General features: G+C 74.9%; 22 protein-coding genes. 11 read left to right on the top strand and 11 right to left on the bottom strand.

Annotated features, from left to right (window positions below; translation table 11 throughout):
- Positions 1–115: 115 nt before the first annotated feature.
- Both ACWDBB_RS27090 and ACWDBB_RS27085 read left to right on the top strand, forming a co-directional pair.
- Complete coding sequence (locus tag ACWDBB_RS27090) at positions 116–667, top strand: sugar transferase (RefSeq protein ID WP_449792079.1); 552 nt, start codon at positions 116–118, stop codon at positions 665–667.
- 10 nt (positions 668–677) lie between these two features.
- Positions 678–1,166 (top strand): NUDIX hydrolase, encoded by a 489-nt coding sequence (locus tag ACWDBB_RS27085; RefSeq protein WP_449792078.1) that lies wholly within the window; start codon positions 678–680, stop codon positions 1,164–1,166.
- Positions 1,167–1,259: 93 nt separating this feature from the next.
- On the opposite strand, the gene ACWDBB_RS27080 is transcribed toward ACWDBB_RS27085, so the two are convergent.
- A complete protein-coding gene (locus ACWDBB_RS27080; protein WP_449792077.1) occupies positions 1,260–1,799 on the bottom strand; it encodes a PTS-dependent dihydroxyacetone kinase phosphotransferase subunit DhaM in 540 nt (179 codons plus the stop codon).
- 404 nt (positions 1,800–2,203) lie between these two features.
- Between ACWDBB_RS27080 and ACWDBB_RS27075 the strand changes: the two genes are divergently transcribed.
- The 4 genes from ACWDBB_RS27075 to ACWDBB_RS27060 all read left to right on the top strand — a co-directional run bounded on the left by ACWDBB_RS27075 (position 2,204) and on the right by ACWDBB_RS27060 (position 5,507).
- Complete coding sequence (locus tag ACWDBB_RS27075; protein ID WP_449792105.1) at positions 2,204–2,431, top strand: DUF397 domain-containing protein; 228 nt, start codon at positions 2,204–2,206, stop codon at positions 2,429–2,431.
- 732 nt (positions 2,432–3,163) lie between these two features.
- Complete coding sequence (locus ACWDBB_RS27070) at positions 3,164–3,658, top strand: hypothetical protein (protein ID WP_030058989.1); 495 nt, start codon at positions 3,164–3,166, stop codon at positions 3,656–3,658.
- Between the two features lie 100 nt (positions 3,659–3,758).
- A complete protein-coding gene (locus ACWDBB_RS27065) occupies positions 3,759–3,842 on the top strand; it encodes a putative leader peptide (RefSeq protein WP_350526312.1) in 84 nt (27 codons plus the stop codon).
- A gap of 444 nt (positions 3,843–4,286) precedes the next feature.
- Complete coding sequence (locus tag ACWDBB_RS27060; protein ID WP_449792076.1) at positions 4,287–5,507, top strand: acyl-CoA dehydrogenase family protein; 1,221 nt, start codon at positions 4,287–4,289, stop codon at positions 5,505–5,507.
- A 38-nt stretch (positions 5,508–5,545) separates the two neighbouring features.
- On the opposite strand, the gene ACWDBB_RS27055 is transcribed toward ACWDBB_RS27060, so the two are convergent.
- The gene (locus tag ACWDBB_RS27055) at positions 5,546–6,553 is read right to left on the bottom strand and encodes an aminoglycoside phosphotransferase family protein (RefSeq protein WP_392921060.1); all 1,008 of its coding nucleotides are present in this window, start codon (positions 6,551–6,553) and stop codon (positions 5,546–5,548) included.
- Positions 6,554–7,307: 754 nt separating this feature from the next.
- Here ACWDBB_RS27055 and ACWDBB_RS27050 point away from each other — a divergent pair.
- On the top strand, positions 7,308–8,789 hold the full coding sequence (locus tag ACWDBB_RS27050; protein WP_449792075.1) for a DNA-binding protein NsdB: 1,482 nt from the start codon (positions 7,308–7,310) through the stop codon (positions 8,787–8,789).
- Positions 8,790–8,895: 106 nt separating this feature from the next.
- On the opposite strand, the gene ACWDBB_RS27045 is transcribed toward ACWDBB_RS27050, so the two are convergent.
- Positions 8,896–9,456, bottom strand: a complete 561-nt coding sequence (locus ACWDBB_RS27045; RefSeq protein WP_449792074.1) for a PAS domain-containing protein — start codon at positions 9,454–9,456, stop codon at positions 8,896–8,898.
- Positions 9,457–9,744: 288 nt separating this feature from the next.
- Here ACWDBB_RS27045 and ACWDBB_RS27040 point away from each other — a divergent pair, with 288 nt between their 5' ends.
- Entirely contained in the window at positions 9,745–11,256 is a 1,512-nt protein-coding gene (locus ACWDBB_RS27040; RefSeq protein WP_449792073.1) for a HEAT repeat domain-containing protein, read from the top strand.
- A 170-nt stretch (positions 11,257–11,426) separates the two neighbouring features.
- On the opposite strand, the gene ACWDBB_RS27035 is transcribed toward ACWDBB_RS27040, so the two are convergent.
- From ACWDBB_RS27035 to ACWDBB_RS27025, 3 genes are all read right to left on the bottom strand, one after another.
- On the bottom strand, positions 11,427–12,269 hold the full coding sequence (locus ACWDBB_RS27035) for an undecaprenyl-diphosphate phosphatase (protein ID WP_449792104.1): 843 nt from the start codon (positions 12,267–12,269) through the stop codon (positions 11,427–11,429).
- A 267-nt stretch (positions 12,270–12,536) separates the two neighbouring features.
- Positions 12,537–13,232, bottom strand: a complete 696-nt coding sequence (locus ACWDBB_RS27030) for a class I SAM-dependent methyltransferase (RefSeq protein WP_449792072.1) — start codon at positions 13,230–13,232, stop codon at positions 12,537–12,539.
- Positions 13,233–13,479: 247 nt separating this feature from the next.
- Positions 13,480–14,025, bottom strand: coding sequence for a PadR family transcriptional regulator (locus ACWDBB_RS27025; RefSeq protein WP_449792071.1), 546 nt, complete (start codon positions 14,023–14,025; stop codon positions 13,480–13,482).
- A 156-nt stretch (positions 14,026–14,181) separates the two neighbouring features.
- Here ACWDBB_RS27025 and ACWDBB_RS27020 point away from each other — a divergent pair, with 156 nt between their 5' ends.
- On the top strand, positions 14,182–14,952 hold the full coding sequence (locus ACWDBB_RS27020) for an alpha/beta fold hydrolase (protein ID WP_449792070.1): 771 nt from the start codon (positions 14,182–14,184) through the stop codon (positions 14,950–14,952).
- Positions 14,953–15,052: 100 nt separating this feature from the next.
- Positions 15,053–15,976, top strand: a complete 924-nt coding sequence (locus ACWDBB_RS27015; protein ID WP_449792069.1) for an aminoglycoside phosphotransferase family protein — start codon at positions 15,053–15,055, stop codon at positions 15,974–15,976.
- 33 nt (positions 15,977–16,009) lie between these two features.
- Here ACWDBB_RS27015 and ACWDBB_RS27010 read toward each other — a convergent pair whose 3' ends face one another.
- The 5 genes from ACWDBB_RS27010 to ACWDBB_RS26990 all read right to left on the bottom strand — a co-directional run bounded on the left by ACWDBB_RS27010 (position 16,010) and on the right by ACWDBB_RS26990 (position 20,287).
- Positions 16,010–16,873: a 5-oxoprolinase subunit C family protein gene (locus tag ACWDBB_RS27010; RefSeq protein WP_449792068.1), complete on the bottom strand. Its 864-nt coding sequence runs from the start codon at positions 16,871–16,873 to the stop codon at positions 16,010–16,012.
- 68 nt (positions 16,874–16,941) lie between these two features.
- On the bottom strand, positions 16,942–17,568 hold the full coding sequence (pxpB, locus tag ACWDBB_RS27005) for a 5-oxoprolinase subunit PxpB (RefSeq protein ID WP_449792067.1): 627 nt from the start codon (positions 17,566–17,568) through the stop codon (positions 16,942–16,944).
- On the bottom strand, positions 17,565–18,329 hold the full coding sequence (locus ACWDBB_RS27000; RefSeq protein ID WP_392883963.1) for a LamB/YcsF family protein: 765 nt from the start codon (positions 18,327–18,329) through the stop codon (positions 17,565–17,567). The genes pxpB and ACWDBB_RS27000 overlap by 4 nt, the downstream gene beginning before the upstream one ends.
- 174 nt (positions 18,330–18,503) lie before the next feature.
- Positions 18,504–19,028: a hypothetical protein gene (locus ACWDBB_RS26995; RefSeq protein WP_449792066.1), complete on the bottom strand. Its 525-nt coding sequence runs from the start codon at positions 19,026–19,028 to the stop codon at positions 18,504–18,506.
- Between the two features lie 206 nt (positions 19,029–19,234).
- Complete coding sequence (locus ACWDBB_RS26990; protein WP_449792065.1) at positions 19,235–20,287, bottom strand: IPT/TIG domain-containing protein; 1,053 nt, start codon at positions 20,285–20,287, stop codon at positions 19,235–19,237.
- Between the two features lie 194 nt (positions 20,288–20,481).
- Between ACWDBB_RS26990 and ACWDBB_RS26985 the strand changes: the two genes are divergently transcribed.
- Positions 20,482–22,014, top strand: coding sequence for a hypothetical protein (locus ACWDBB_RS26985; protein ID WP_449792103.1), 1,533 nt, complete (start codon positions 20,482–20,484; stop codon positions 22,012–22,014).
- Positions 22,015–22,072: the final 58 nt, after the last annotated feature.

The raw sequence follows: 22,072 nt of genomic DNA, 5'->3' as shown, positions 1-22,072 counted from the left end.
CCCGTTCCCGGAACGGCGGCCACGTCCCGCCTCTACTGTGAATGCGTTCTTCCGGCTCGAGGCGCCGCGGAGGGGGAGCGATGGGCGGTGGACCGGACCGTGCCGTGGCCACCTCATGAGACGCGTCGGCGACCTCGCCGTCATCGCCCTGACCGCGATCGTCGCGCTGCCACTGGCCCTGCTGATCGCCGTCCTGCTCCGCCGCACCACCGGCGGCCCGGTCCTCCAGCGCCAGACCAGGACCGGCCGGCACGGCCGCGAGTTCCAGATCCTGCGCTTCCGGACCGACGGGGACGACCGGCTCGCCGTCCTGCTGCGCCGCACCGGCCTGGACGAGCTGCCGCGGCTGTGGAACGTGGCGCGCGGCGAGATGGGGGTCATCGGGCCGTGGCCGGCCGGCCCCGAGCAGGTGGTGCGCTACTCCCGCCGCGAGCGCGGCCGACTCGCGGTCCGGCCCGGTCTCACCGGCTGGGCCCAGCTGCACGCGTTGAGTCGCAGCCGGACACCCCGCCCGCTCAGCCGCCCCGAGTGGGCCGAGCTCGACCTCTGGTACGTGGAGCACCGCTCGCTCGGGCTCGACCTCCACATCCTCGGGCTCACCGTGCTCGCCCTGCTGCGGCCCGATACCGGCCGGGCGCTCCGGGTCGGCCCTGAGCCGCCCCGCTAGGCTGCGGCCCATGGCCATTCCCCCCTTCCTCGCCGAACTCCGCGCCGTCGTGGGCACCCGTCCGCTCTGGCTGAGCGCCGTCGTCGCCGTCGTGCTGGACGACCGTGACCGGGTGCTGCTCGCCCGCCGAGCCGACGACGGCCGGTGGGCTCCGGTCGGCGGCATCCTCGACCCCGGCGAGCAGCCCGCCGACGGTGTGGTGCGCGAGTGCGAGGAGGAGACCGGGGTGGTGGTCGTGCCCGAGCTGCTCGCCTCCGTCACGGTCTCGCCGCAGGTCACGTACCCGAACGGCGATGTGACGCAGTACCTGGTGCTGACCTTCCGCTGCCGCGCGGTCGGCGGCGAGGCGCGGGTGAACGACGACGAGTCGCTGGAGGTCGGCTGGTTCGGGCTGGACGAGCTGCCGCCGATGATCGAGAGCGAGCACGAGCGGCTGCGCCACGCGCTGGAGTGCGAGGGCCCGGTGGTCTTCACCTGGGAGGGCAAGGAGCGCCCCTGAGCCCGCGCCCCGCGCCACACCTGCCCGCCCACGGCCCCGAGCCCGCCCACGGCCCTGAGCCTGCCCACACCCCCCCGAGCCCGCCTACGCCGTTCAGCCCTTGTACTGCCGGTAGGCCTCCTCCGCTGCGTCCAGCACCGCGGCCAGGTCCCCGCCCGCGGTGGCGGTCGCGGCGGCGGCCACCGCGCCCTCGACGAACGGCGCGTTGGCGAACCGGACCGGGAACGGCAGCCCGTGCTCGTCCGCCTCGGACAGCAGCGCGCGGACGGTGGTGACCGCCCGACCGAGGTCCGCGAGCACCACCACGCCGTGGCCCTGGTCCACCCGGCGGGTCGCGGCGGCGACCAGGACCGCGCTGATGCCCGGCCCGTCCGACGGGTCGCCGCCGGTCGCCGCGATCGGCGCGGGGGAGTCGGATCCGGTCAACACCAGCGCGAGGGAACGTACGGCGGTGGCCAGTTCCTGGCTGTGCGAGACCAGGACGATCCCGACCCGCCCGTGCGCGGCGGGCCGGGCGGGGGTCGGCCGGGGCAGCGGGGTGCGCGAGTGGGGCGTGCGGGGTGCCGGGGGATGGGCCGAGGGGGCGTCGGAGATGGGGATGACGTCGGCGCGGGTGCCGTCCCGGCGGCTCATCGGCTGCTCCCTTGAGCGGATCGGTGGGTGGAACGTTCGGACCGTCAGACAGTTCGGACCATCAGACAAAGCGTTCGAATCCAGTATTCGGGCCCGACGGCTCGGTGGGGCAGCACGGCGGCGGCCAGGCCTCCGCGGAACCGCCGACGGCCTCCGGGTTCCCCGGGGCCCCGGGTCGGGAAGGCCGTCGGGCGGCGCCCTGGCAGCACTCTGGCAGCTGCCCGCCGCCCCCGCCGGTCGGGACACGCCTCGACCCCTCCTCCGGCCGTGCCCGTCCCCGCTCGTGGGAGTCCTCGTCAACCCGCTGACCGGGGCCGGGCGGTGTGGCTAGGCTGGCCCCGGAATGCCGTCGGGAGGAGATCGGTCAAGTGGGATCCAACAGCGGGACGGACACGGAGGCCGGCGTGGCGCAGCCGGAGCTGGCGCGGAACGGGAAGCCCAAGGTGGACTTCACCGGCGCGGAGTGGCTGTGCAGCAGTCAGGGCGTCGGAGACGTGCAGATCGCCTTCGTGGACGGATACATCGGGATGCGGGACGGCCGCCAGGAGGACGGGCCGGTCCTGGTCTTCACGCCGGGCGAGTGGCGGGCCTTCGTGCTCGGCGCCCGGGACGGCGAGTTCGACCTCACCTGAGGCGGCGCGCCGGGCCGTTCACGGCGGGAGCGGACCCCCGACCGACGGGGGTCCGCTCCGCAGGCGATCTTTCGGGTCCGAACATCACAAGTGATGATCCATTGAGCGTGCCACGTCAGAATTTCTGTTGACTGTTAGACAAACGCAGCTCAGAGTAAGAGCACGGGCAGACGCCGTGCCCACCGCCCCCACGCGGCCAGACACGGCGCCTGCTGTGCGGCCCGGCAGTTGCCAGGCCATCCTCCCAGTCATCCCCTGCGCACCGGGGGTGCGTCGGCCGGTCCCGGCCCCACGAGGGGGCCGGCAGTCGCCGGGAGGTTTGGCGCCGAACCCGAGAGCGACTCGGATGACGGCACCGGTGCTCGGGACCCGCACGCCCCCACGCGGCGGCGTCCCGAGCAGATCCACGGAGCGACGGGCCGGGGCCCCGCGGATCTGGCTTGTGGTGCATGGAACTGTTGGCTTGTGTTTGTGCTGTGTGCGACGACGAAGCTGGGTGCTCGGCAGTTCGGCACGACAAGTGCACGGTGAGGGAAACGCGTGTAGGGCCGCGTTGCGACATGCCGTCCCCCCGGAGGGTGAAACCCAGAACGGCTGTCGTGCTGAACCGAACGTAGCCCGGACGGTTGCTCAGAGTCAACATTGGTCTCTGAGCGTCGATCTCCCGGCCGTCCCTCGGCGGTGCCCCACCCACCTCGCGAGCGTGGTGTGCCGGGCACGTACGATGTTCCCATGTCTTTTCTCCGCCGTCGCTCCGGACAGCCCGCCGGCCCGGACTTCGACGTGCTCGCGATGGACCCGGGCGACTGGCCCGGTGACTTCGGTGCGGCCATGATGACCGGCCCGGACGGCTCCTGCCAGGGGATCTTCCTGCGCTACGACCTGTTCGGCGGCAGAGGCCCGGCGATGTTCATCGGCAACCTCCCCGAGGGTTCGCCCGCCCGGGAGACCGGCGACGACGTGCCGTTCGAGGTGCGTCAGCTGCTCGCGGCGCTGGAGAACGACGAGCCGGTCGAGTTCGTCTCGGCCGAGGACTTCCCGGTCATGCTCGGGGACGACCTGCTGATCGTGAAGAAGGTCAAGGTCAGCGAGGAACGCGTGTTCTGCGCCCAGTTCGGCCGCAGCGACGGCGTCCTGGTCACCATCGCCTCCTGGGACCGACCGATTTCGGACGACCTGTATCAGCTGCTGAAGCCGCTCCCGGCGGACATGTTCCAGCAGGGCTGATCCCGGCGGAGCCGCCCGGCTCCAGCCGACTCCGGCCGGCTCCGTCCGGGGGTCGGGCGCCGCTTGACGGTATCGATCAACGGTTCGTACAGTCGCGAACATGCCGTGCCGTCTTCCGCTGCTGACCCGTCGCAGGCATCTGGACCTGCGGCGGACCGCCAGTGCGGCGTGTCCGGGCCGCTGAGGGGGATCCCTTCCCCGGCGGCGGGCGGTCGGCCGGGTTGTCCGGTCGGCGCCGAAACCAGGGGCGGCCGTGAGTCGGCCTCCGGGGCCGCCCACCGGTACCGCGCGCCCGTACGGCGTGCCGCCCGCATTCGCCGAGCCCACGCTGCCCGCCCGGAGGCACAGCACCATGACGACCCGCGCCGCCAACCGTTCGACCGTCGATCGTTCGTCCGAGGACCGCGTGTCCGCGGAGCGCTCCGCCGACGACCGCTCCGACCGCTCCGCCGCCGATCGTTCGCCCGGGAGCGCTCCGGCCACGACGGCCTCCGCCGGGCGCCGCTCCCGGACCGCCGCTCCGTCGGCGGATTCCGACGGGTCCGAATCCGGCCATCTCGAACCCACCGGTTCCACGCCCACCCGTTCCGCATCCGGCGGTTCCGCGTCCGCCGGCACCGCCGACCGCGTGCCCGACCGCACCGCGATCCGGGCCGCCCTCGCCGGGCTGCCCCGGGTGGTCGACCTGCTGGCGGCCCGCGCCGAGGAGCACGACCGCGACGCGACCTTCCCGTACCAGGGGATCGAGGCGGTCCACGAGGCCGGACTGCTCACCCTCACCGTCTCCGCGCGGTACGGCGGTCCGGGCGGAACGCTCGCCGACACCGTCCGGGTGCTTTCCCAACTCGGCCGCGGCGACGCCTCGGTGGCCGTGGTCACCGCCTTCACCCTGCTCCGGCACGCCGAGCAGGCCCGCCGCGCCGACTGGCCGGCGGCCGGCTACCGGCGGCTGCTCGCCGAGTCCCGGCGCGGCCCGGTCCTGGTCAACACGCTGCGGGCCGAGCCCGGCACCGGGGCGGGCGAACTGCCCGCGACGGTCGCCCGCCGGGACGGTGACGACTGGCTGCTGACGGGCCGTAAGACGTACTGCGCCGGCGCCGAGGCGCTCGCCTGGATGGCGGTCACCGCACGGACCGACGAGGAGGAGCCGAGGATCGGCACCTTCCTGGTCCGCGGCGAGAGCGAGGGCCTGGAGATCGACCCGACCTGGGACCAGCTCGGCCTGCGGGCCAGCGCCAGTCACGACGTCGTGCTGGACGAGGTCCGGGTGCCGGGCGACCTCGCGCTCGGCCTGACGGCCGGTCGTCGGACGGGCCGTCAGGGAGCCGACTCCGGGGCCGAATCGCCCCGGGCCTCCGAATCGTCCCGGGCCTCCGAGCCCTCCGAGGCCGAACTCTCCCGCGCCTGGCACGACCTGGCCCTCTCCGCGGTGGCGATCGGCGTCGCCCGGGCCGCCGAGGCCTGGCTCGTCCGCTTCCTCAGCCAGCGCACCCCGGCCAACCTGACCGAGCCGCTCGGCACCCTGCCCCGCTACCGGACCGCCCTCGGCGAGATCGAGGCCCAGCTGATCGGTGCCGAGGAACTGGTCGAGGGCCTGGCCCCCCGGGTGGACCTGGGTGAGCCGGAGGCCGTCGCCCGCACCGGACCGGCCCAGCTGCTGGCCACCCGGGCCGCGACGGCGGTGGTCCAGCAGGCCGTCGCCCTCACCGGCAGCCCCGGCCTGAGCCGGCGCCACCCGCTGGAGCGCTACCTGCGGGACGTGCTCAGCAGCCGGGTGCACCTGGCACCGGACGAGACCGTGCTGGAGGCCGCCGGCCGGGCCGCCCTGGAACGGGGCGCCCGGCCGTGAGGCCCTGAGCCGCGGGCCCGTCGTCGGACCCCCGCGGCTCAGCGGGTCCCGACCGCGGCGCGGACGGCGCGGCGGGCGAGCGCCGCGTCGTCGTAGAGCCGGCGGATCATGATCCGCTGCTCCTCGCCTGCGCCCGGCACGTCGTACAGCCGGATCTCCCGCATCAGCACCAGCACCAGGTTCACCAGGAAGGCGTCCCGGGCCATCGTGCCGCCGCTCTGGGCGAGTTGGCTGATCTGGCGCCGCGCCGCGGTGTCCCCGGACAGGACGCTCCAGAGCACCGCCAAGTCGTAGCCGGGCAGGTACCAGCCGGCCTGCTCCCAGTCGACCAGCACCGGTCCTGACGGCGCCAGCAGCATGTTGCTGAGCAGGGCGTCGCCGTGGCAGAGCTGGAGCGGGGTGTTGCCGAGGCCGTGCAGCAGGCCGCGCAGGTCGCCGGCGTCCCGGTCGGTGAGCTGGCCCACCGAGTGGTAGCGGGCGATCTCCAACTGGTAGTCCAGGCGCGGCTGGAAGACGTCGGTCGGCGGCCGCCACAGGTTGAGCGTGCGGACCGCGGTGAGCAGTGCCCGCACCTCGCCCGGGGTCGGCGCGTTGACCGGGTGGCGCTCGCGGGCCGCCGGGCGCCCCGGGACGCGCTCCATGACCAGCACGCACCGGTCGTGGTCGGCCGCCACCAGCCGGGGCAGCCGCACCGGCGGGCGGTGCCGGACGAACGCCCGGTAGACCGCCACCTCGTGGTGGAAGTCGGCCACCAGCTGCTCGAAGTACTCACTCCGCACCGCCTGCGGCGCCAGGCACTTGGCGACCACCGGGGCCCGCCCGATGGTGCCCGCCACCAGGATGTGGCGGCTGCCCTCGCGCAGGACCTGGCGCGGGGTGAACGCGGGACATATCCGCGCGACACTGGCGAGCGCCGCCCGGACGGCCGGGGTCTGGAGCGCCGAGGGGTCGATCCGCTCCGGGCCGCCGGGCTGGACGGGCCGCCGGGCCCGCAGCACCTGGCCGTCGGCCTGCCGGGCCAGCGGCATCCGGCCACCGGCCGGCATGCCCGTGTCGGGGCCGCGCAGGCCCAGCGCGGTGCGGCCGGCGGGGCCCAGCGCCGTACGGCCGGTCGGGACGACCCGGGTGTCCGTGGCCCGGCCCTCGGTGCCGCGCGGAGCCGAGGGGCGGCTCGCCGGGGGCACCGCCCTGGGGCCGGTGCGGCCGACGGCTGCGGCGGGGGGGCGCAGCGCGGGGCGGGCCGCGGCGGGCGTGGGGGTCGTCGCTGAGGAGTACATGGGGTGAGGGTGGTCCCTTCCGGTCCGTCGGCGGGTGCTGCCCCGCGGGGGCGGGGGAGGGCCGGTGCCGTGTGCTTCCTGGCGTGACGGCGGCCCTGCGGGTGGTGCGGTACGTCGTGGGGTGCGGTGCTTCACGCGTACGTCGTGCGGTGGGGTGGGTGGTGCGCGGGCGCCGGGCACGGACGCGGGGTGGGAACCCCTGTTCGGCGGTGTTGTTCCGGCCGTCCGCACCCTGGGGAATGCGGTCGGCCGGACTGCCGTGGCCGTGCCCGGCGCTCCCGCGCCACCCGGCCGCGCCACCCCCTCGGGTGAGGACCGGGAGCGCCCCGTACCACCGTCGGGGGACAGTCCCGACGCTGGTGGGACGCCGCCCGACCCGGGGGGCGAGGTGGCGCACCCCTACAACACACCCGTCGGGCACTGGCTTTGTAGTCTGGCGGGCCCTGGCGAACGGTGGCGAATGCTCGCCCGGTGCTCGCCGGAGCCTCTAGCCTCGGATCAGCCGAGGAACCTGGGGGCTTCGTTGAGTAGGGAACCCAACACCCGACTGGCCGATCTGTTCGTCCTGACCGGATGGTCGAAGGGCGAGCTGGCGCGGCTGGTCAACCGTCGGGGTGCCGCGATGGGGCAGCTGCAGCTGTCCACCGACACGTCGAGGGTACGGCGTTGGATCGAGCAGGGGGAGATCCCGCGCGATCCGGTGCCGAGGGTGCTGGCGGCCGTGTTCACGGAGCGGCTCGGCCGTGTCGTCACCACTGAGGACCTCGGTCTGGAACGACACCGGCCCACCAGGTCCGGGGCGGACGCGTCCGCAGCAGTGCCATGGTCGCCGGATCGAACAGCCGCGGTCCTCACCGAGTTCACGGGAATGGACCTCATGCTGAACCGACGTGGATTGGTGGGTGCCGGAGCGGCGCTCACGGCCGGGGCGGTCATCGCCGACTCGCTGAAGGGCTGGTTGTCCGGGGACGCGGTCGCGTACGCGGCCTCCGTCCCCGGGCCACGACAGGTGGTCACCGGGAGCGGAGCGCACCCGGCGGTGGACGTGTACGACGCGGGCCCGGTCGGGCTCGACGAGGTGGAGTCGCTGGAGCACTCGGTACAGGTGTTCCGGGCCTGGGACGCGGCCCGCGGCGGCGGCTTGCAGCGCAAGGCGGTGGTCGGTCAACTGAACGAGGTCGGCGGCCTGTTGACGCACCGGCACGAGCCCGCCGTGGAGCAGCGGTTGTGGCTGGTCGCGGCCAACCTGGCGGTGCTGGCGGGCTGGATGTCGCACGACGTGGGCCTGGAGCCCACCGCCCAGAAGTACTTCATGATCGCGGCCGACGCGGCCAAGGAAGCCGGCGACCGGCCGAGGGCCGGCGAGGCGATCTCCCGGGCCGCGCGGCAGATGGTGCACCTGGGCCGGGCCGACGACGCGCTCGAGCTGATGGCGGCGGCCAAGGCGACCGGTGGGCGGACGGCGCCCAGAACGCGCGCCATGCTCAACACCGTCGAGGCGTGGGCGCACGCCTCGATCGGGCACTCCCAGGACACCTACCGGCTGCTCGGGGAGGCCGAGGAGCTGTTCGGCGAGGAGGCGCCGGAGCCACCGCCCTCGTGGATGCAGGTGTTCGACGAGGCGGAACTGCGCGGCATGCAGGCCCTGGTGCTGCGCACGCTCTCCGAGCACGACCCGGGGGCGGCTCCCGAGGCCCGCCGGCACGCGGAGCGGGTGATCACCCTGCGGGAGGGCACCGGGCAGTTGCGGTCGGCGCTGTTCGACCGGATCACCCTGGCCTCGGTGCACCTGATCACCGGCGAGCCGGACGCGGCGCAGTTCCAGGCCAAGATGGTGATGAACCTGATCGGCCAGAACTCCTCGCACCGGACCTGGGACCGGCTGCGCGAGATGTACCGGCTGACCGCGCAGTACCGGGGGCTGCCGGTGGTGGACGAGCTGCGGGAGGAGCTGGGCCGTGCGCTGCGGACGGCGGACGCCAAGAACCGGCCGCGGTTGACCTGACGGGCCGCGGGGGAAGCCCCGGGCGTGCGGGCCCGGGAGCGAGTGGCTCCGGGGGCGCCTGCCTGGGGGTGCGTGCCCGGGGTGCTGCCCGGGACGGGGCGTCGGCTCAGGCCGGCGGGGCCGGGCGGAGCAGCATGTGCAGCGCGATGACGGTGCCGTCCGTGCCGAGGACGGGCTCGCCCGCGCACTCGACGCCGTCGTGCCGCCCGTCGGGGCGGCGGATCCGCAGGGTGCCGGCGGCGTGGCGGCCGTGCACCAGGGCGTCGGTCATCATCCGCCGCAGCAGCGGCCGGTCCGCCTCGGGGAGGCGGTCGGGCAGCCGGTCGAGGCTGAGCGGGCCGCGGGCCGGATCGCAGCCGAGGAGGAGGTACGTCTCCTGGCTCCAGCGGACCCCGTCGGTCAGCAGGTCCCATTCGGCGGAGCCGAGCAGGCCGTCGTCGATCCCGTGGTGGTCGCCGCCGTCGCCGAGGTACGGGCCGGACGGCTCCTGTGCCGTGCCGTCCACTCTGCCGTCCGTTCCGCTGTCGGTGTCATCCGTGCCGTCGCCGCCCCCCGTGTCGGCCGCGGTGCCGCGGCCGACGCCCGGCGCGCCGCTCCCGCCCGTCGGGGCGCCGTCCACCGTGGTGGCCCCCGGCGGGCGGGTGGCGCCTAAGGGGGGCATGGTCATGGCGGGCCCATCGCTCGGGTGCGGCCCGCGGCGGGCGGGTCGTTCGGACAGTGAGGAAACTGTCGCACAGCGTCGTCACCCGTGTGGGCGATTTGGACAGAACGCAGGCAAAGTTCCACTGGCATATGCCACTGTGGCCGGAGCCTCCGTCGCCCTGTGTGCGGAAGGGGTCCCGAGGCGGTAACCTTCGGTGATTCCGGCGCCCGGGCGCCCACCGCAGTACCGACCAGAGACCCCGGCGACGGAAATCCCGTTGCCACTACGACCGCCGCAACGGATGCTGACCTCATGTTCGAGCCAGTGATAGCACCCAGTGCCAGCCTCCTAGGCCTCCTTCAGAGAGGTCGCGGAGACGGGCAGCTCCACGCGCTGGCCGCCGATCGTGCCGAGGCCATCGCCGCGCTGGAGGAGTGCGTCACCAGGGACCCGCGAGCCGACTGGCAGGTCGAGAGCCGGTCCCTCTACTACGCGCGCCTCTACATGGAGCTGGAAGCCCCCCTCGAAGGCATCGAGGACCACCTCCACTCCGCCGAGGACCTGATCACCGACGACGAGAGCCGCACCGGCCTCGCCCTTTCCGTCCTGGGCCACCTCGCCGCGTACGGCCGGCGCGACGCGCTGCTGATGCTGCGCGAGTACGCCGCCACGGGCGCCAACTGGTCCTGGGCCCTCGACGAACTCGCCCTGCGCGACGACGACCGCGGCCTGCTGCTGCTCGGCACCGCCGTGCTCGACCGCTTCGCGCCGGGCCCCGAGGGCGACGCCGAGCTGCGCGAGTTCATCCGCAACGCCTACGAGCCCCGGCCCTGGCGGCTGTGGGCGGCCTACCACCCCAGAGTGGCGGCGGCCAGCGACCAGTCACCCTTCGACCTGTGGCAGCGCCAGGTCAACCGCAGCGGCGTCACCCCCGGGTGGTCCACCGCCGACGTGCTGGCCTGGGCCGACCAGGGCGAACTCGGCGGCCTCGGCGTGGGCGCCTTCCTGGGCCGGCCCGACGCCCGCCCGGAGCCCGCCCGCGGCACCGACGCGCAGTCCGGCCCCGACGCGGTGGACCGCCGCGCCGCCGCGGCCGCCCGCTGCCTGACCGCCGTGGTCCGGCCGGAGGACCGCCCGCTGCTGCTGGAAGCGGCCCGCGACGGCCTGCCGGGCGCCCGCCGGGCCGCCCTGCGCTACCTGGTCGACCAACGCGACCCGGCCGCCGTCGAGCTGATCGAGGCCGCCGCCGCGGACGTGGACGACCGGATCGTCCGGGCCGCCCTGGAACTGCTCGGCCGCATGCGCGGCCCGGAGGTGCTGGCACACGCCCGCCGCTGGGCCGACCCGGCCGGCGGCGGCGCCGACAGCGCGCTCGGTGAGGCCGCCGTCCAGCTGCTCGCCGACGTCGGCGAACCGGCCGACGCGCCGCTGGTGGTGGCCGGGCTGCGCCGCTGGATCTCCGTGCGCGGGGTCAGCGGCACCGGGCTCGGGTCGCTGGTGGACGGCGCGGGGCGGCTGGCCGCCGCCGACGCCGTACCGGTCCTGCGCCACATCTACGGGGAGGCCGCCTCCTCCGAACTGCGCCGACGCGCCGCCCAGGCGCTGGCCGCGACCGACGTGCACTTTCCCGAGGGGCCCGCCGTCGAGTGCCTCTGGGACTGCGAGGAGTCCACGCGTGAGCTCGCCGCGCGCCATGTCGCCACCACGGGCGACGCGCGTGTGCTGGAGCGGTTGCGCAGGCTCGCCGCCGACCCGGCCGAGGAGGCCGAGGTCCACGCCGCCGTACGCGGCCGACTGACCGCCGCCCGGGAGTTCGGGCGTTAGGGCCTGTCGTCGCGTCGACAGGCCGGGTCCTCAACGTTCGGTGGGCCGGGACACCGTGTCGGTGTCCCGGCCCACTCGCTTTCCGCGGGTCCGTGTTTCTGGAACCGGGTTCTCGTTCGGCCCGATCCTGGACCGAGCGGATTCCGGTTCGACCCGGTTTCTGCTTCGTCCTACTTCACCGCGCCCGCGTCCGGAGCCAGCACGCCGCCGAAGACCAGCCCGATGATCAGAATGCCGAGCAGCACCCGGTAGACCACGAACGGCATGAAGCTGTTGTTCGAGATGTACTTCAGGAACCAGGCGATCGCCGCGTAGCCGACCACGAAGGCGATCAGGGTGGCCAGGACGGTCGGTCCCCAGGCCGGGGCCGGGCCCTCGCCGATCTTGAACAGCTCCAGCGCGCCCGAGGCGAGCACCGCCGGGATGGCGAGCAGGAACGAGTAGCGGGCCGCGGCCTCCCGGCTGTAGCCGAGCAGCAGGCCCGCGCTGATCGTGCCGCCGGAGCGGGACACGCCCGGGATCAGCGCCAGCGCCTGGGCGAGGCCGTAGACGCCCGCGTGCGGCAGAGTCAGGTCGGTGATCGGACGGGCGTGGCGGACGGCCCGGGTGCGGTCGGCGAAGGCCAGGATCAGGCCGAAGACGATCAGTGTGGTGCCGATGATCCGCAGGTCGCGCAGGTGGGTCTCGATGGTGTCCTGGAACAGCTTGCCCAGGATGCCGATCGGCAGGGTGCCGATGATCACGAACCAGCCCATCCGCGCGTCCGGGTCCGAGCGCAGGGCCGGGCGGAACAGGGACAGCACCCAGGTCCTGATGATCGAGGCGATGTCCTTGCGGAAGTAGATCAGCACCGCCGTCTCGGTGCCGAGCTGGGTGACGGCCGTGAACGCCGCCCCCGGGTCGTCCCAGCCGAACAGGGCGGAGAAGACCCGCAGGTGGGCGCTGGAGGAGATCGGCAGGAACTCGGTGAGCCCCTGGATCAGGCCGAGGACGGCCCCGTGGAACCAGTCGATCACCGGGCACCCGCCGGGGATATCGGTCGGGCGTGGGGCAGGGGCGGCATGGGCGGGTCCTTGCGGGTCGGAAGGGCGTTCGGGACCGCCATGACCCGCCGGGCCCGCGGGCCGCGCGCGAGCCAGGCGCGCGGCTGATGGTACGGGGTGAAGGTAACGGTTCTTTGTTCACCCTTTGTTCCGGCTTTGCGCACAGGTGCACCGCCGGGCTCGGAGGGCGTCGGAGGGTGCCGGTCGCCGGAACGCCGGTCGCTAGAGCACCGGTCGTTAGAGCACCGGCCGCGCCCGGACCCAGGTGCGGTCCGCGGTCAGGTAGCGCTCGACCACCAGACCGGCCTCCGCGAGCGCCCCTTCGAAGGCCTCGGTGCTGAGCGGGCGGGACAGGAAGGTCTGCGACCAGGTTCCGTCCGGGAATTCGTACTCGAAGCGGACCGAGTTGACGCCGTCTCCGACCGGCGTGGCCGAGACCAGCCGGGCCCGGGCGTCCGGGCCGATCGAGTTCTCCCGCGGCACGTTCAGGTGCCAGTCCTCGCCCTCGCGCTGCACCAGCACGCAGCCGTCCTCGGTGACGTGCCGGCGGCAGGTCTCCAGCAGGCCCCGGCGGACCGTCACGTCACCGGCGTGCACCAGGAAGGAGGCGAGCATGACGACGTCGAAGTGCTCGCCGAGGTCCAGCCCCTCGATCGGGCTGCGCACCGTGCGGACGTCGGAGCGGACCCGGGCCAGCATGTCGGCGGACTCGTCCACGGCGGTCACGGTGAAGCCGCGGTCGACCAGCGGGTGCGTCATCCGGCCGACGCCGCAGCCGAGTTCGAGGATGCGCGCGCCGGGCGGTACGGCCGCCTCGATCACGTCCGGGGCGTCACCCACGGGCAGGCGGCTCCAGACCTCGACGGCGCAGCCGTCCGGGGTGATCGGGCCCGCGCCCGTTCCGTCGTAACCCTCACGTCGCTCAGATGCCATGCCGTTCATCGGAACACGGACCGGTGTGCGGGGGGAAGAGGGCGTCGAGAAGGGGGTCCTGTATACCCCGAGGGGGTATGTGTTCTGCGTTGACGGAGCGAGAGAAGCGGGCGCCCCTGCGGCCCGTGCCGACCGTTCGACGGTCGGTGCGGGCCGCGGCGCGTTGTGGGCGCGGCCCGTTCGGCCGGCGCGCCCGCCGCGTTCGGGTCGCGGTGTGTTCGGGTCGCGGTGTGTTCGGGGGTCCGGTCTACGGTGCGTCCGGCCGCCCGTCGCCCTCCAGCTCGGCCAGGGTCGTGTGCAGCCAGGCGAGTTCGGCCTCGGTGGTGGCGCGGGCGACCAGCAGCAGCCCGCGCCGGAACGGGTCGGTGAACTCCTCGGCGCCGACGGGGCGGTCGCCCTCGTAGAAGAAGCTGGCCGGTTCGGCGAGGAAGGCCAGCCGGCGCCGGAGCACGGCGGCCTGGGCGGCGGGGTCGGCGAGGTGCCGCAGGAAGGCGAGCAGGGTGAACCAGCGGTTCTCGTCGCTGACGTCGAGCGCCTCGGGTTCGCGGAGCCGGTCGAGCAGTGCGGCGCGGCCGGCCTCGGTGAGGTGCAGGGTGTGCCGGGGCGCGGCGGCGCTGCCCGGCTCGGTCTCGCGGACCAGCAGGCCGTCGGCCTCCAGGCGCTTGATCGCGGGGTAGAGCGTGCCGTCGCTGATCGGGCGGACGTGGCCGGTGAGCGCGGCGAGGTGGCGGCGCAGCTCGTAGCCGTGCAGGGGGCGGTCGTACAGGAACCCGAGGATCGCGAGCTTCAGCATGGGGCCACTTTCTCAGATCCCCTCCCTCGGGGCATGGGTATCTCGCTACCGCTATACCTCGACATCGATGTATCGTCCTGGTCGTCCGCCGGACTCCGCAGGGACCGGCACCCGCCTGGAACAGGCGGCACCCGTCTGGAACAGGAGCGAGCGAGCGTGCGCGAAACCCCCGTCACCCCGAACGGTGACCGGATCCGCTGGGTCGAGCTGCCCGGTGCCGAGCCGGCCCGGCTCTACCTGCACGGGCTCGGCGCCAGCTCGCCGGCCTACTTCGCGGCCGCGGCGACCCACCCGCTGCTCGCCGGTCGGCGCTCACTGCTGCTGGACCTGCTGGGCTTCGGCCTCAGCGACCGGCCGACGGACTTCGGCTACACGCTGGAGGAGCACGCGGACGCGGTCGCGGCGGCGGTGGCGGCCGCCGGGGCGGACCGGGTCGAGGTGGTCGGCCACAGCATGGGCGGGGCGGTGGCGATCGTCCTCGCCCAGCGGCACCCGCGGCTGGTCGAGCGGCTGCTGCTGGTGGACGCCAACCTGGACCGGATCGACCCCGACCGGAGCCACCCCGGCAGCAGCGGCATCGCGGCCTACACCGAGGAGGAGTTCCTGGCCGGAGGCCGGGACGAAGTCGCCGAGCGGGTCGGCCCGTTCTGGTGGTCCACCATGCGGCTGGCCGGGCCGGAGGCGCTCCACCGCAGCGCCCGCTACCTCGCGCGGGCGACCGTGCCGGCCATGCGCGAGCTGCTGCTCGGGCTCGACCTCCCGCGCACCTTCCTCCACCCGGCGGCGGACGGCGAGCCGGCGGGTGCCGACGCCCTGCGCGCGGCGGGCGTACGGGTGGTCGCGGTGCCGGACTGCGGACACAACATCATGCTCGACAACCCGGAAGGCTTCGCGTCCGCCGCGGCCGCCGCGCTCGGGCAGGGCTGAGCGCGGGGCGGGCGCGGGAGGGCCGAACGTGAGCGATGCGGGCGGCCCGCCGCCCGCCCGCCGTAGGCTGGGGTAACCCGTCCGAGAGGAGCCCGCCCCGATGCCCGTCGAGGTGCCGCCCGCGCTGGCCGCGTCCCTGGAGGAGTTCCTCGGCGTCGAGGGACGTGCCTGGGTGGCCCGACTGCCTGCTCTGGCCGAGGAGTTGCTCGACCGCTGGGAGCTGCGCCCGGACGGCCCGGTCGCGCACGGCGTGGTCGGGCTGGTGCTGCCGGTCCTTCGCGTCGACGGGTCGCCGGCCGTGCTCAAGCTCCAGCCCGTCGACGAGGAGACGGTGGGTGAACCGCTCGCGCTGCGGACCTGGGACGGCCGCGGCGCCGTCCGGCTGCTCGACCACGAACCGGCCACCGGCTCCCTGTTGTTGGAGCGGCTGGACCCGGCGCGCTCGCTGCTCGCTCTGCCCGACGATCTCGCGGCGCTGGCCGTGATCGCCGGACTGCTCAGGGAGTTGACGCAGCATCGGGCTCCGTCCGGGCTAAGGACCTTGGCGGGTACGGCGAGTGACCTGCTGGACCGCGCCCCGGCGGCCGTCGCCGCCCTCGCCGACCCGGCGGAGCGGCGCCTGCTCGCCGACTGCGCGGCCGCCCTGTGCGAGGTCTGCGCCGACCCCGGCGACCGGCTGCTGCACTGGGACCTGCACTACGGCAATGTGCTGGCCCCGCTCCCGGGCAGCGGCCGGGCGCCCTGGCTGGCCATCGACCCCAAGCCGCTGGCCGGCCACCCGGGCTTCGAGCTGCTCCCGGCGCTGCGCAACCGATGGGCGGACCTGGTGGCCACCGGGGACCCGGCCCGGGCGCTGCGGCGGCGCTTCGACCTGCTCACGGAGGTGCTGGAGCTGGACCGAGGGGTGGCGGCGGCCTGGACGCTCGCACGGGTGCTGCAGAACGCGGTCTGGGCGGTCGAGGAGGGCGCGGCGCGACTGGACCCGGGCCGACGGGTCGTCGCCGAGGTGTTGTCGGGGCGCTGAGCGCGGAGCCTTCGCGTCGTTCGGCGTTCCCGCTCAGCGCTCCCGCAGGGGCACGAAGCGCACCGGCGTCCCCGGCCGGGCCTGTGCGGCGGCCGCGAGGTCGCCGGTCGGCACGACGCCGACCACCGGGTAGCCGCCGGTGGTCGGGTGGTCGGCCAGGAACACCACCGGCTGCCCGTCCGGCGGGATCTGCACCGCGCCCAACACCATGCCCTCGCTGGGCAGTTCACCGTACCGGGCGCGGGCGACCGGCGGGCCCACGGTGCGCAGCCCGATCCGGTTGCCGGTCGGCGAGACCAGGTACCGGTCGCGGCCGAGGCGGGCCAGCGCCTCCGGGGTGAACCAGTCCGTGCGCGGTCCGAGTCGCAGCCGCAGCACCAGCTCGGCCGGGGGAGCGGGCAGCGGCACCAGCTCGGGCCGGGCCCGGTACGGCGGCGGGGTGCCGACCGGCAGCCGGTCCCCGGCGGCGAGCGGGGCCGGCCCGAGCCCGGAGAGCAGGTCCGCCGAGCGGCTGCCGAGCACCGGCGGCACGGCGATCCCGCCCGCCACCGCCAGGTAGCCGCGCACCCCGGCCGTCGCCGCCCCCACCTCCAGCACGGACCCGGCCGGCACCACGACCGGCGCGCCCCAGGCGGCCGGCCGCCCGTCCACCCGTACGGGCGAGGGCGCGCCGGTGACGGCGACCAGCACCGTCCCGACGGCCCGCAGCGCGACCCCGCCGAGCGTGCTCTCCAGCCCGGCCGCCCCGGCGTCGTTGCCCACCAGTCGGTTGGCCGCCCGCAGCGCCGGTTCGTCCAGCGCCCCGGCCCTCGGCACCCCGAGGTGGGCGACCCCGCGCCGCCCGAGGTCCTGGACCGTGGTCAGCGGCCCGGGCCGTTCCACCACCAGCTCGTTCAACTCCGGCTCCCCTCAGGGCCTCTCCGACCAGTGGCGTCGCACGCCCGGCGGGAACGGTCGGACACGCCCTACGCCCGTTCCACCGTGAAGCGGACCCTGGTGCCCGGGGCCAGCGGGGCCGGCGGATCCCGGTCGGCGTCCCAGAGGGTGAGCGCCGTGCGGCCGATCAGCTGCCAGCCGCCGGGGGAGGGATGCGGGTAGACGCCGGTGTACGGGCCGGCCAGGGCGACGGAGCCGGCCGGGACGGAGCTGCGCGGGGTGGCCCGGCGCGGCACCTCGTACCGCGCGGGGAGACCGGTGAGGTACCCGAAACCCGGGGCGAAGCCGCAGAAAGCGACGACGTACTCGGGTCCGGTGTGGATCCGGACGGCGGCCTCCTCGGACACCCCCCACAGCGCGGCGACCTCGGCCAGGTCGGCGCCGTCGTACACGGTCGGGACCTCCACCAGCGGCCCGGGCACCGCCCCGGCCGCCGTCGGACGGGCGCTGCGCAGCAGCGCCGCCACCGCGTCGACGTCCGCGACGCCGTCCAGCAGCAGGGTGCGCGCGGCCGGCACCAGCTCCTCGACCGTGCCGAGCGCCCCCGCCTCCCGGCGCTCGCTCAGCCAGCCGTACAGCGCCGCCACCTCGGCGGCCCCGGGCAGTTCGACCAGCAGGGCCCGCTCGCCGACCCGGTGCACCGCCCGGACCGTCACGTGAAGGCCTCCACCCGGACCCCGGCGGAGGCCAGGGCGCCGCGGATCCGCCAGGCGAGCTGGGCGGCCCCGGGGGTGTCGCCGTGGACGCAGAGCGAGCGGGCCTCGACGGGGATCCGCTCGCCGCCGGAGGCCTCCACCATGCCGTCCCGGGCGATGCCGACGGCGCGGGTGATGACCGACTCGGGGTCGTGCACCACCGCGTCCGGCTCACGGCGCGGTACGAGGGCGCCGGTGCGGGTGTACGCGCGGTCGGCGAAGGCCTCGGCGACCACCGGTAGGCCGACGCCCTCGGCCACCTCCAGCAGCAGCGAGTCCGGCAGGCCCAGTACGGGCAGCGGTCCGTCGCAGACCGCGCCCGCCCGCAGCACGCCGGCTACCACGGCCTCGGCCTGCTCGGAGTCGCCGACCACCCGGTTGTAGAGGGCGCCGTGCGGTTTGACGTAGGAGACCTTGGAGCCGGCCGCGCGGGCGAACACCTGGAGGGCGCCGATCTGGTACGCGATCTCGTCGGCGAGCTCCTCCGGGGGCACGTCCATGGCGCGGCGGCCGAAGCCGGCCAGGTCGCGGTAGGAGACCTGGGCTCCGATCCGGACGCCGCGCTCGGCCGCGAGCGCGCAGACCCGCCGCATCGTCGACGGGTCCCCGGCGTGGAACCCGCAGGCGACGTTGGCGCTGGTCACCACGGACAGCAGGGCCTCGTCGTCGGTCAGGGTCCAGCGTCCGAACCCCTCGCCGAGGTCCGCATTGAGATCGATCACCGCATCGGCCACGCCCGTCCGCCTCCCAGCAGCTGTTGAGCCAGATGGTAGGGCCTGCGGATGAAGGCCGTTGCCGGTGACCCGGAGCCCCGCGGGCGCCGCGGCGCGTGCCCGGGAGTGCACGCCCCCGGGCGGCGCCGCGGGGGGTGGTGCGCGGCCGGGGCCCGGCTCGCGTCAGCGCGCGGGCGCCGGTTCCCGGGACGCGCGCTCCAGCGGACGCAGCGCCCGCAGCACGATCAGCAGCGGTATGACGCCGAAGACTCCGAACGACATGTCGATGAATCGCCATGCCACCGGAATCCCGCGCAGCGGACCGCAGACCAGCGCCAGCGGGATGACGGCTCCGCAGGCGAGCACGGCCCAGCGGATCACCCAGATGTTGCGGACCGGGTCCCTGAGCGGGCCCCAGAAGGCGGCGGCGATCACCAGGTGGGCGAAGGCCAGCCAGTCGGTGCCGTAGGCGAGGAAGGGGTAGTGCTCGTTGGTCTCGGCGAGGCCGGTGTGGACCCGCTCCAGCCAGGCCGTGGCGGCGGGGACGCGGTCGCCCAGCGGGGCGGCCGGGCCGGAGGCGAAGTCGACCAGCCAGCGGGTCTCGGTCTCCAGGGGGAACGCGGTGAGACCGCTGAGCACCAGGCAGACCAGGAAGGACCAGAGCCACCGCCGGACCTTGCGAAGGATGACCGCCGGGTCGTCGTCCATCTCGCACACCTCCATGCCGAGCATGCCGAAGTGCAGACGGAGCCTTGTGCCGCCTGCGCGGAACCGACTCTAGACCCATCTTTTGAACGTGTTCAACTTGCCTTTTGAAGGGGCCGGCGGTCCGGAACGCACCGCTCGGGTGCCCGGGTTCTGGGAACCCGGGCACCGGTGGGGGTGGCACGCAGCGCGCGGCGTGCGGACGGCCGCTACGCCGTGTAGGTGTACGCCGCCGGCGCGCTGGTCCCGCCGGCCGTGGTGACGGTGATGCCCACCGGCCCTGGCTGGGCGCCCGCCGGAGCCGTGGCCGTGCAGGCGGACGCGCCGCAGGAGACGTGGGTGGCGGGAACCCCGCCGAAGGCCACCGTCCCGTACGCCAGGTCGCTGCCGGACACGACCACCCGGGTGCCCCCGGCGGCCGGGCCGGAGGCGGGGGACAGGCTGCTGATCACCGGCGCGGCCGGGGTCGGCGGGGTGCCGGTGTAGTCGAAGGCGGTGGGCGCCGCGGCCGTGCCGCCGGGCGTGACCACGCTGACCGGGGCGCTGCCCGAGCCCGCGGGCGTGGTCACCGTGCAGGCGGTGTCGGTGCAGCGGCCGGGCGCCGGGAGGCCGCCGACCAGCACCATGCCGTTGGCCAGGTTGCTGCCGCTGACGGTCACCGCGGTGCCGCCCGCGGCCGGGCCGGTGGCGGTGTCGAGGCCGGTGACGGCCGGAGCGGCCTGGACGGTCGCCGGCAGGTAGCTCTTGCTGACGAGGTCGTAGCCGGAGATGTGTCCGGTCGGGTCGGTGTCGTTCGGGTTGGCGACCGTCGCGGTGATCGCGCCGGCGATCGGCACGCCGGGCGTGGTGGCCAGGTTGAGCTTCATGAAGTTGTAGCTGCCGGGCGCCCGGGTGGCGGTGAACACGGCCTCCAGGTGGCGGTGGTCGGGGGAGAGGGCCGTGGTGAAGGTGTAGTCCGGCGGCGTGGGGAAGAACATCGCTCCGTCGGTGGTGACACCCGGCGGCAGGTCGAGGGTGATGTGCGTCGGCCCGGTCAGGTCCGCGGTGCCGGACGTGGTCCAGCTCACCGACATGTTGCCGGTGGTGAAGAAGCCGCCGGGGTAGTTCCCGCCCTGTGACACGGTCACGTGCTGGGCGGAGGCCGACGGGGCGTCGGCCGGGGCGGCGGTTGCGGTCGCGCCGGTGGCGAGGACGGCGCCGGTGGCGAGGGTGGTCACGGACAGCGCGGCGGCGAGGCTCGCTTTGGCCAGTCGGGTGATCATAGGTCGATCATCACCGAACCAACGCGCCGCCCTCACGGTTTTCTCGAATACGAGTTCGGGAATGGCGGAATTCCGTCGGAACGACGTTCCGAATCGGTCACCCGCACCGCCGCCCACCTGCTGCTCCGCCCGCCCGCAAGGTCCGTTTCGGTCGATGTCGGTGCGAACCTCTAATCTTGTCCCCCGTGACCGCCATCGCAGACCCGCCCATCGAGCCCGGCCTCCGCCCGCCCGCCGGCCCGGCCGCCGCCGCGCGCCCCGCGCCGGGCCCCGCCGCCGACGAGGGCCTGGCCCGCCGGCTCAAGGCGCTGGCCTGCACCGCCCCGCTGCACGACCTGGACAACCGCAAGGTCAACCTGGCCGGCGAGTACGGCGGCTACGCGATGGCCGAGGTCGGCCTCGCCGCGATCGACCTGGTCACCCTGAACATGGACTTCGACACCGGGGCCGACCGCGAGATAGTGCTCGCCCGGCTGCTGCCCAGGGTCGCCGCCCAGGCCGTGGACCGCCCCGCCACCGAGCACGAGCGGGTCGCCCGCTGGGTGCTGGAGTCGATGATCAACGTCGGCAGCGTGGACCGCGGCTTCCGCGCCGTCTACGGCACCTTCGGCGCGGACGGCGAGTACATCCGCCGCGACTACGACTTCAAGCTGATCGAGGAGGTCCCCGGTCCCGACGGCGGCGTCTACCTGCGCACCACCGACGAGGCGGTCAACGTCCTGGTCGGCGCGCTCGACACCGACGTCACCTCGGCCCAGATCGCCGCGGAGGTCAAGCTGGAGGTGCTGATCCGCCGCGGCCGCCTGGCCGACGCCCAGCTCGCCGCCGAGCAGGCCCGCTACCGCACCGTCCAGTACGCCGAGACGCTGCGCCGGGCCCTGGACGCCACCCGCCGCAACGTCCGCGCGGTCGACTGGATGCGCGCCATCCCCGACCTCATCGAGGAGGCGCTGGACCACATCGCGGACCGCTACCGGCACGAGAACGCGATTCTCACCAACATCCGCAAGGCCCGCGACGAGGCCGAGGACCCGGAGCACAAGCGCCGCGCCGCCGAGCTGGTCGACATCGTCAAGGACTGCATCCGCCGCCACACCCAGCTCCAGACCCGCCTGCTGGAGGCCGGCCCGCTGTTCCGCGCCGAGCAGGACCGGCAGGCCTTCGCCACCCCCGGCGCCCGCAGCGGCATCGACCTCTACGGGCAGCTGCTCGCCCCCGTGCTGCGGCTGCCGATAGAGCAGGCCGTCCGCCCCACCGGCGCCTTCTTCGCCCGCGGCGCCGGCCTGCGCACCCCGGTCTCGGTCCGGGTCGCCGACCTGGTCGACCTGCTGCTCACCCCGCCGGTCGAGCGCGAGCACCTCGGCGCCGAGCTGCCCGACCCCGACCTGGTCGCCACCCCGGACGACAGCCGGTTCTCCGAGGCCCAGCTGGAGTCCGCGATGGTCCTGCTCGACCTGCCCCCGGACGCCCCCCGCCGGCTCTCCGGCCTGCTCGCCGACGCCCGCAAGCAGGACCCGGACCTGCCCTACCTGGTCGCCCTGCTCGCCGTGCACGCGGCCAGCCCGCCGGTCGGCACCGCCTACCGCCAGGGCGAGGAGCGGCTGCTGTTCGCCGTGGACGACGGCACCCCGCTGCGCGACCCGGAGTTCGGCGGCGCCGACCTGATCGTCGGCAGCGCCCTGCTCGACGCGGCCGGCATGGCCGCCGACCGCAAGGACGCCGGCTGACCGGCCGGGCCGCACCCCGCCGGAACCGGCCCCGCCGGAAGCGATCCCGCCGCGACGA

This window comes from Kitasatospora sp. NPDC001095 (genome assembly GCF_053598615.1).
This window is presented reverse-complemented; position numbering and strand designations above follow the sequence as displayed.

Bases quoted from the DNA above. Each gene is read 5' to 3' on its own strand.
- ACWDBB_RS27080 (WP_449792077.1), bottom strand. From the start codon at position 1,799: ATGAGCCGCCGGGACGGCACCCGCGCCGACGTCATCCCCATCTCCGAC.
- ACWDBB_RS27085 (WP_449792078.1), top strand. From the start codon at position 678: ATGGCCATTCCCCCCTTCCTCGCCGAACTCCGCGCCGTCGTGGGCACC.
- ACWDBB_RS27070 (WP_030058989.1), top strand. From the start codon at position 3,164: ATGTCTTTTCTCCGCCGTCGCTCCGGACAGCCCGCCGGCCCGGACTTC.
- ACWDBB_RS27090 (WP_449792079.1), top strand. From the start codon at position 116: ATGAGACGCGTCGGCGACCTCGCCGTCATCGCCCTGACCGCGATCGTC.
- ACWDBB_RS27025 (WP_449792071.1), bottom strand. From the start codon at position 14,025: ATGCTGAAGCTCGCGATCCTCGGGTTCCTGTACGACCGCCCCCTGCAC.
- ACWDBB_RS27065 (WP_350526312.1), top strand. From the start codon at position 3,759: ATGCCGTGCCGTCTTCCGCTGCTGACCCGTCGCAGGCATCTGGACCTG.
- ACWDBB_RS27030 (WP_449792072.1), bottom strand. From the start codon at position 13,232: ATGGCATCTGAGCGACGTGAGGGTTACGACGGAACGGGCGCGGGCCCG.
- ACWDBB_RS26990 (WP_449792065.1), bottom strand. From the start codon at position 20,287: ATGATCACCCGACTGGCCAAAGCGAGCCTCGCCGCCGCGCTGTCCGTG.
- ACWDBB_RS27045 (WP_449792074.1), bottom strand. From the start codon at position 9,456: ATGACCATGCCCCCCTTAGGCGCCACCCGCCCGCCGGGGGCCACCACG.
- ACWDBB_RS27040 (WP_449792073.1), top strand. From the start codon at position 9,745: ATGTTCGAGCCAGTGATAGCACCCAGTGCCAGCCTCCTAGGCCTCCTT.
- ACWDBB_RS27055 (WP_392921060.1), bottom strand. From the start codon at position 6,553: ATGCCGGCCGGTGGCCGGATGCCGCTGGCCCGGCAGGCCGACGGCCAG.
- ACWDBB_RS26995 (WP_449792066.1), bottom strand. From the start codon at position 19,028: ATGGACGACGACCCGGCGGTCATCCTTCGCAAGGTCCGGCGGTGGCTC.
- ACWDBB_RS27015 (WP_449792069.1), top strand. From the start codon at position 15,053: ATGCCCGTCGAGGTGCCGCCCGCGCTGGCCGCGTCCCTGGAGGAGTTC.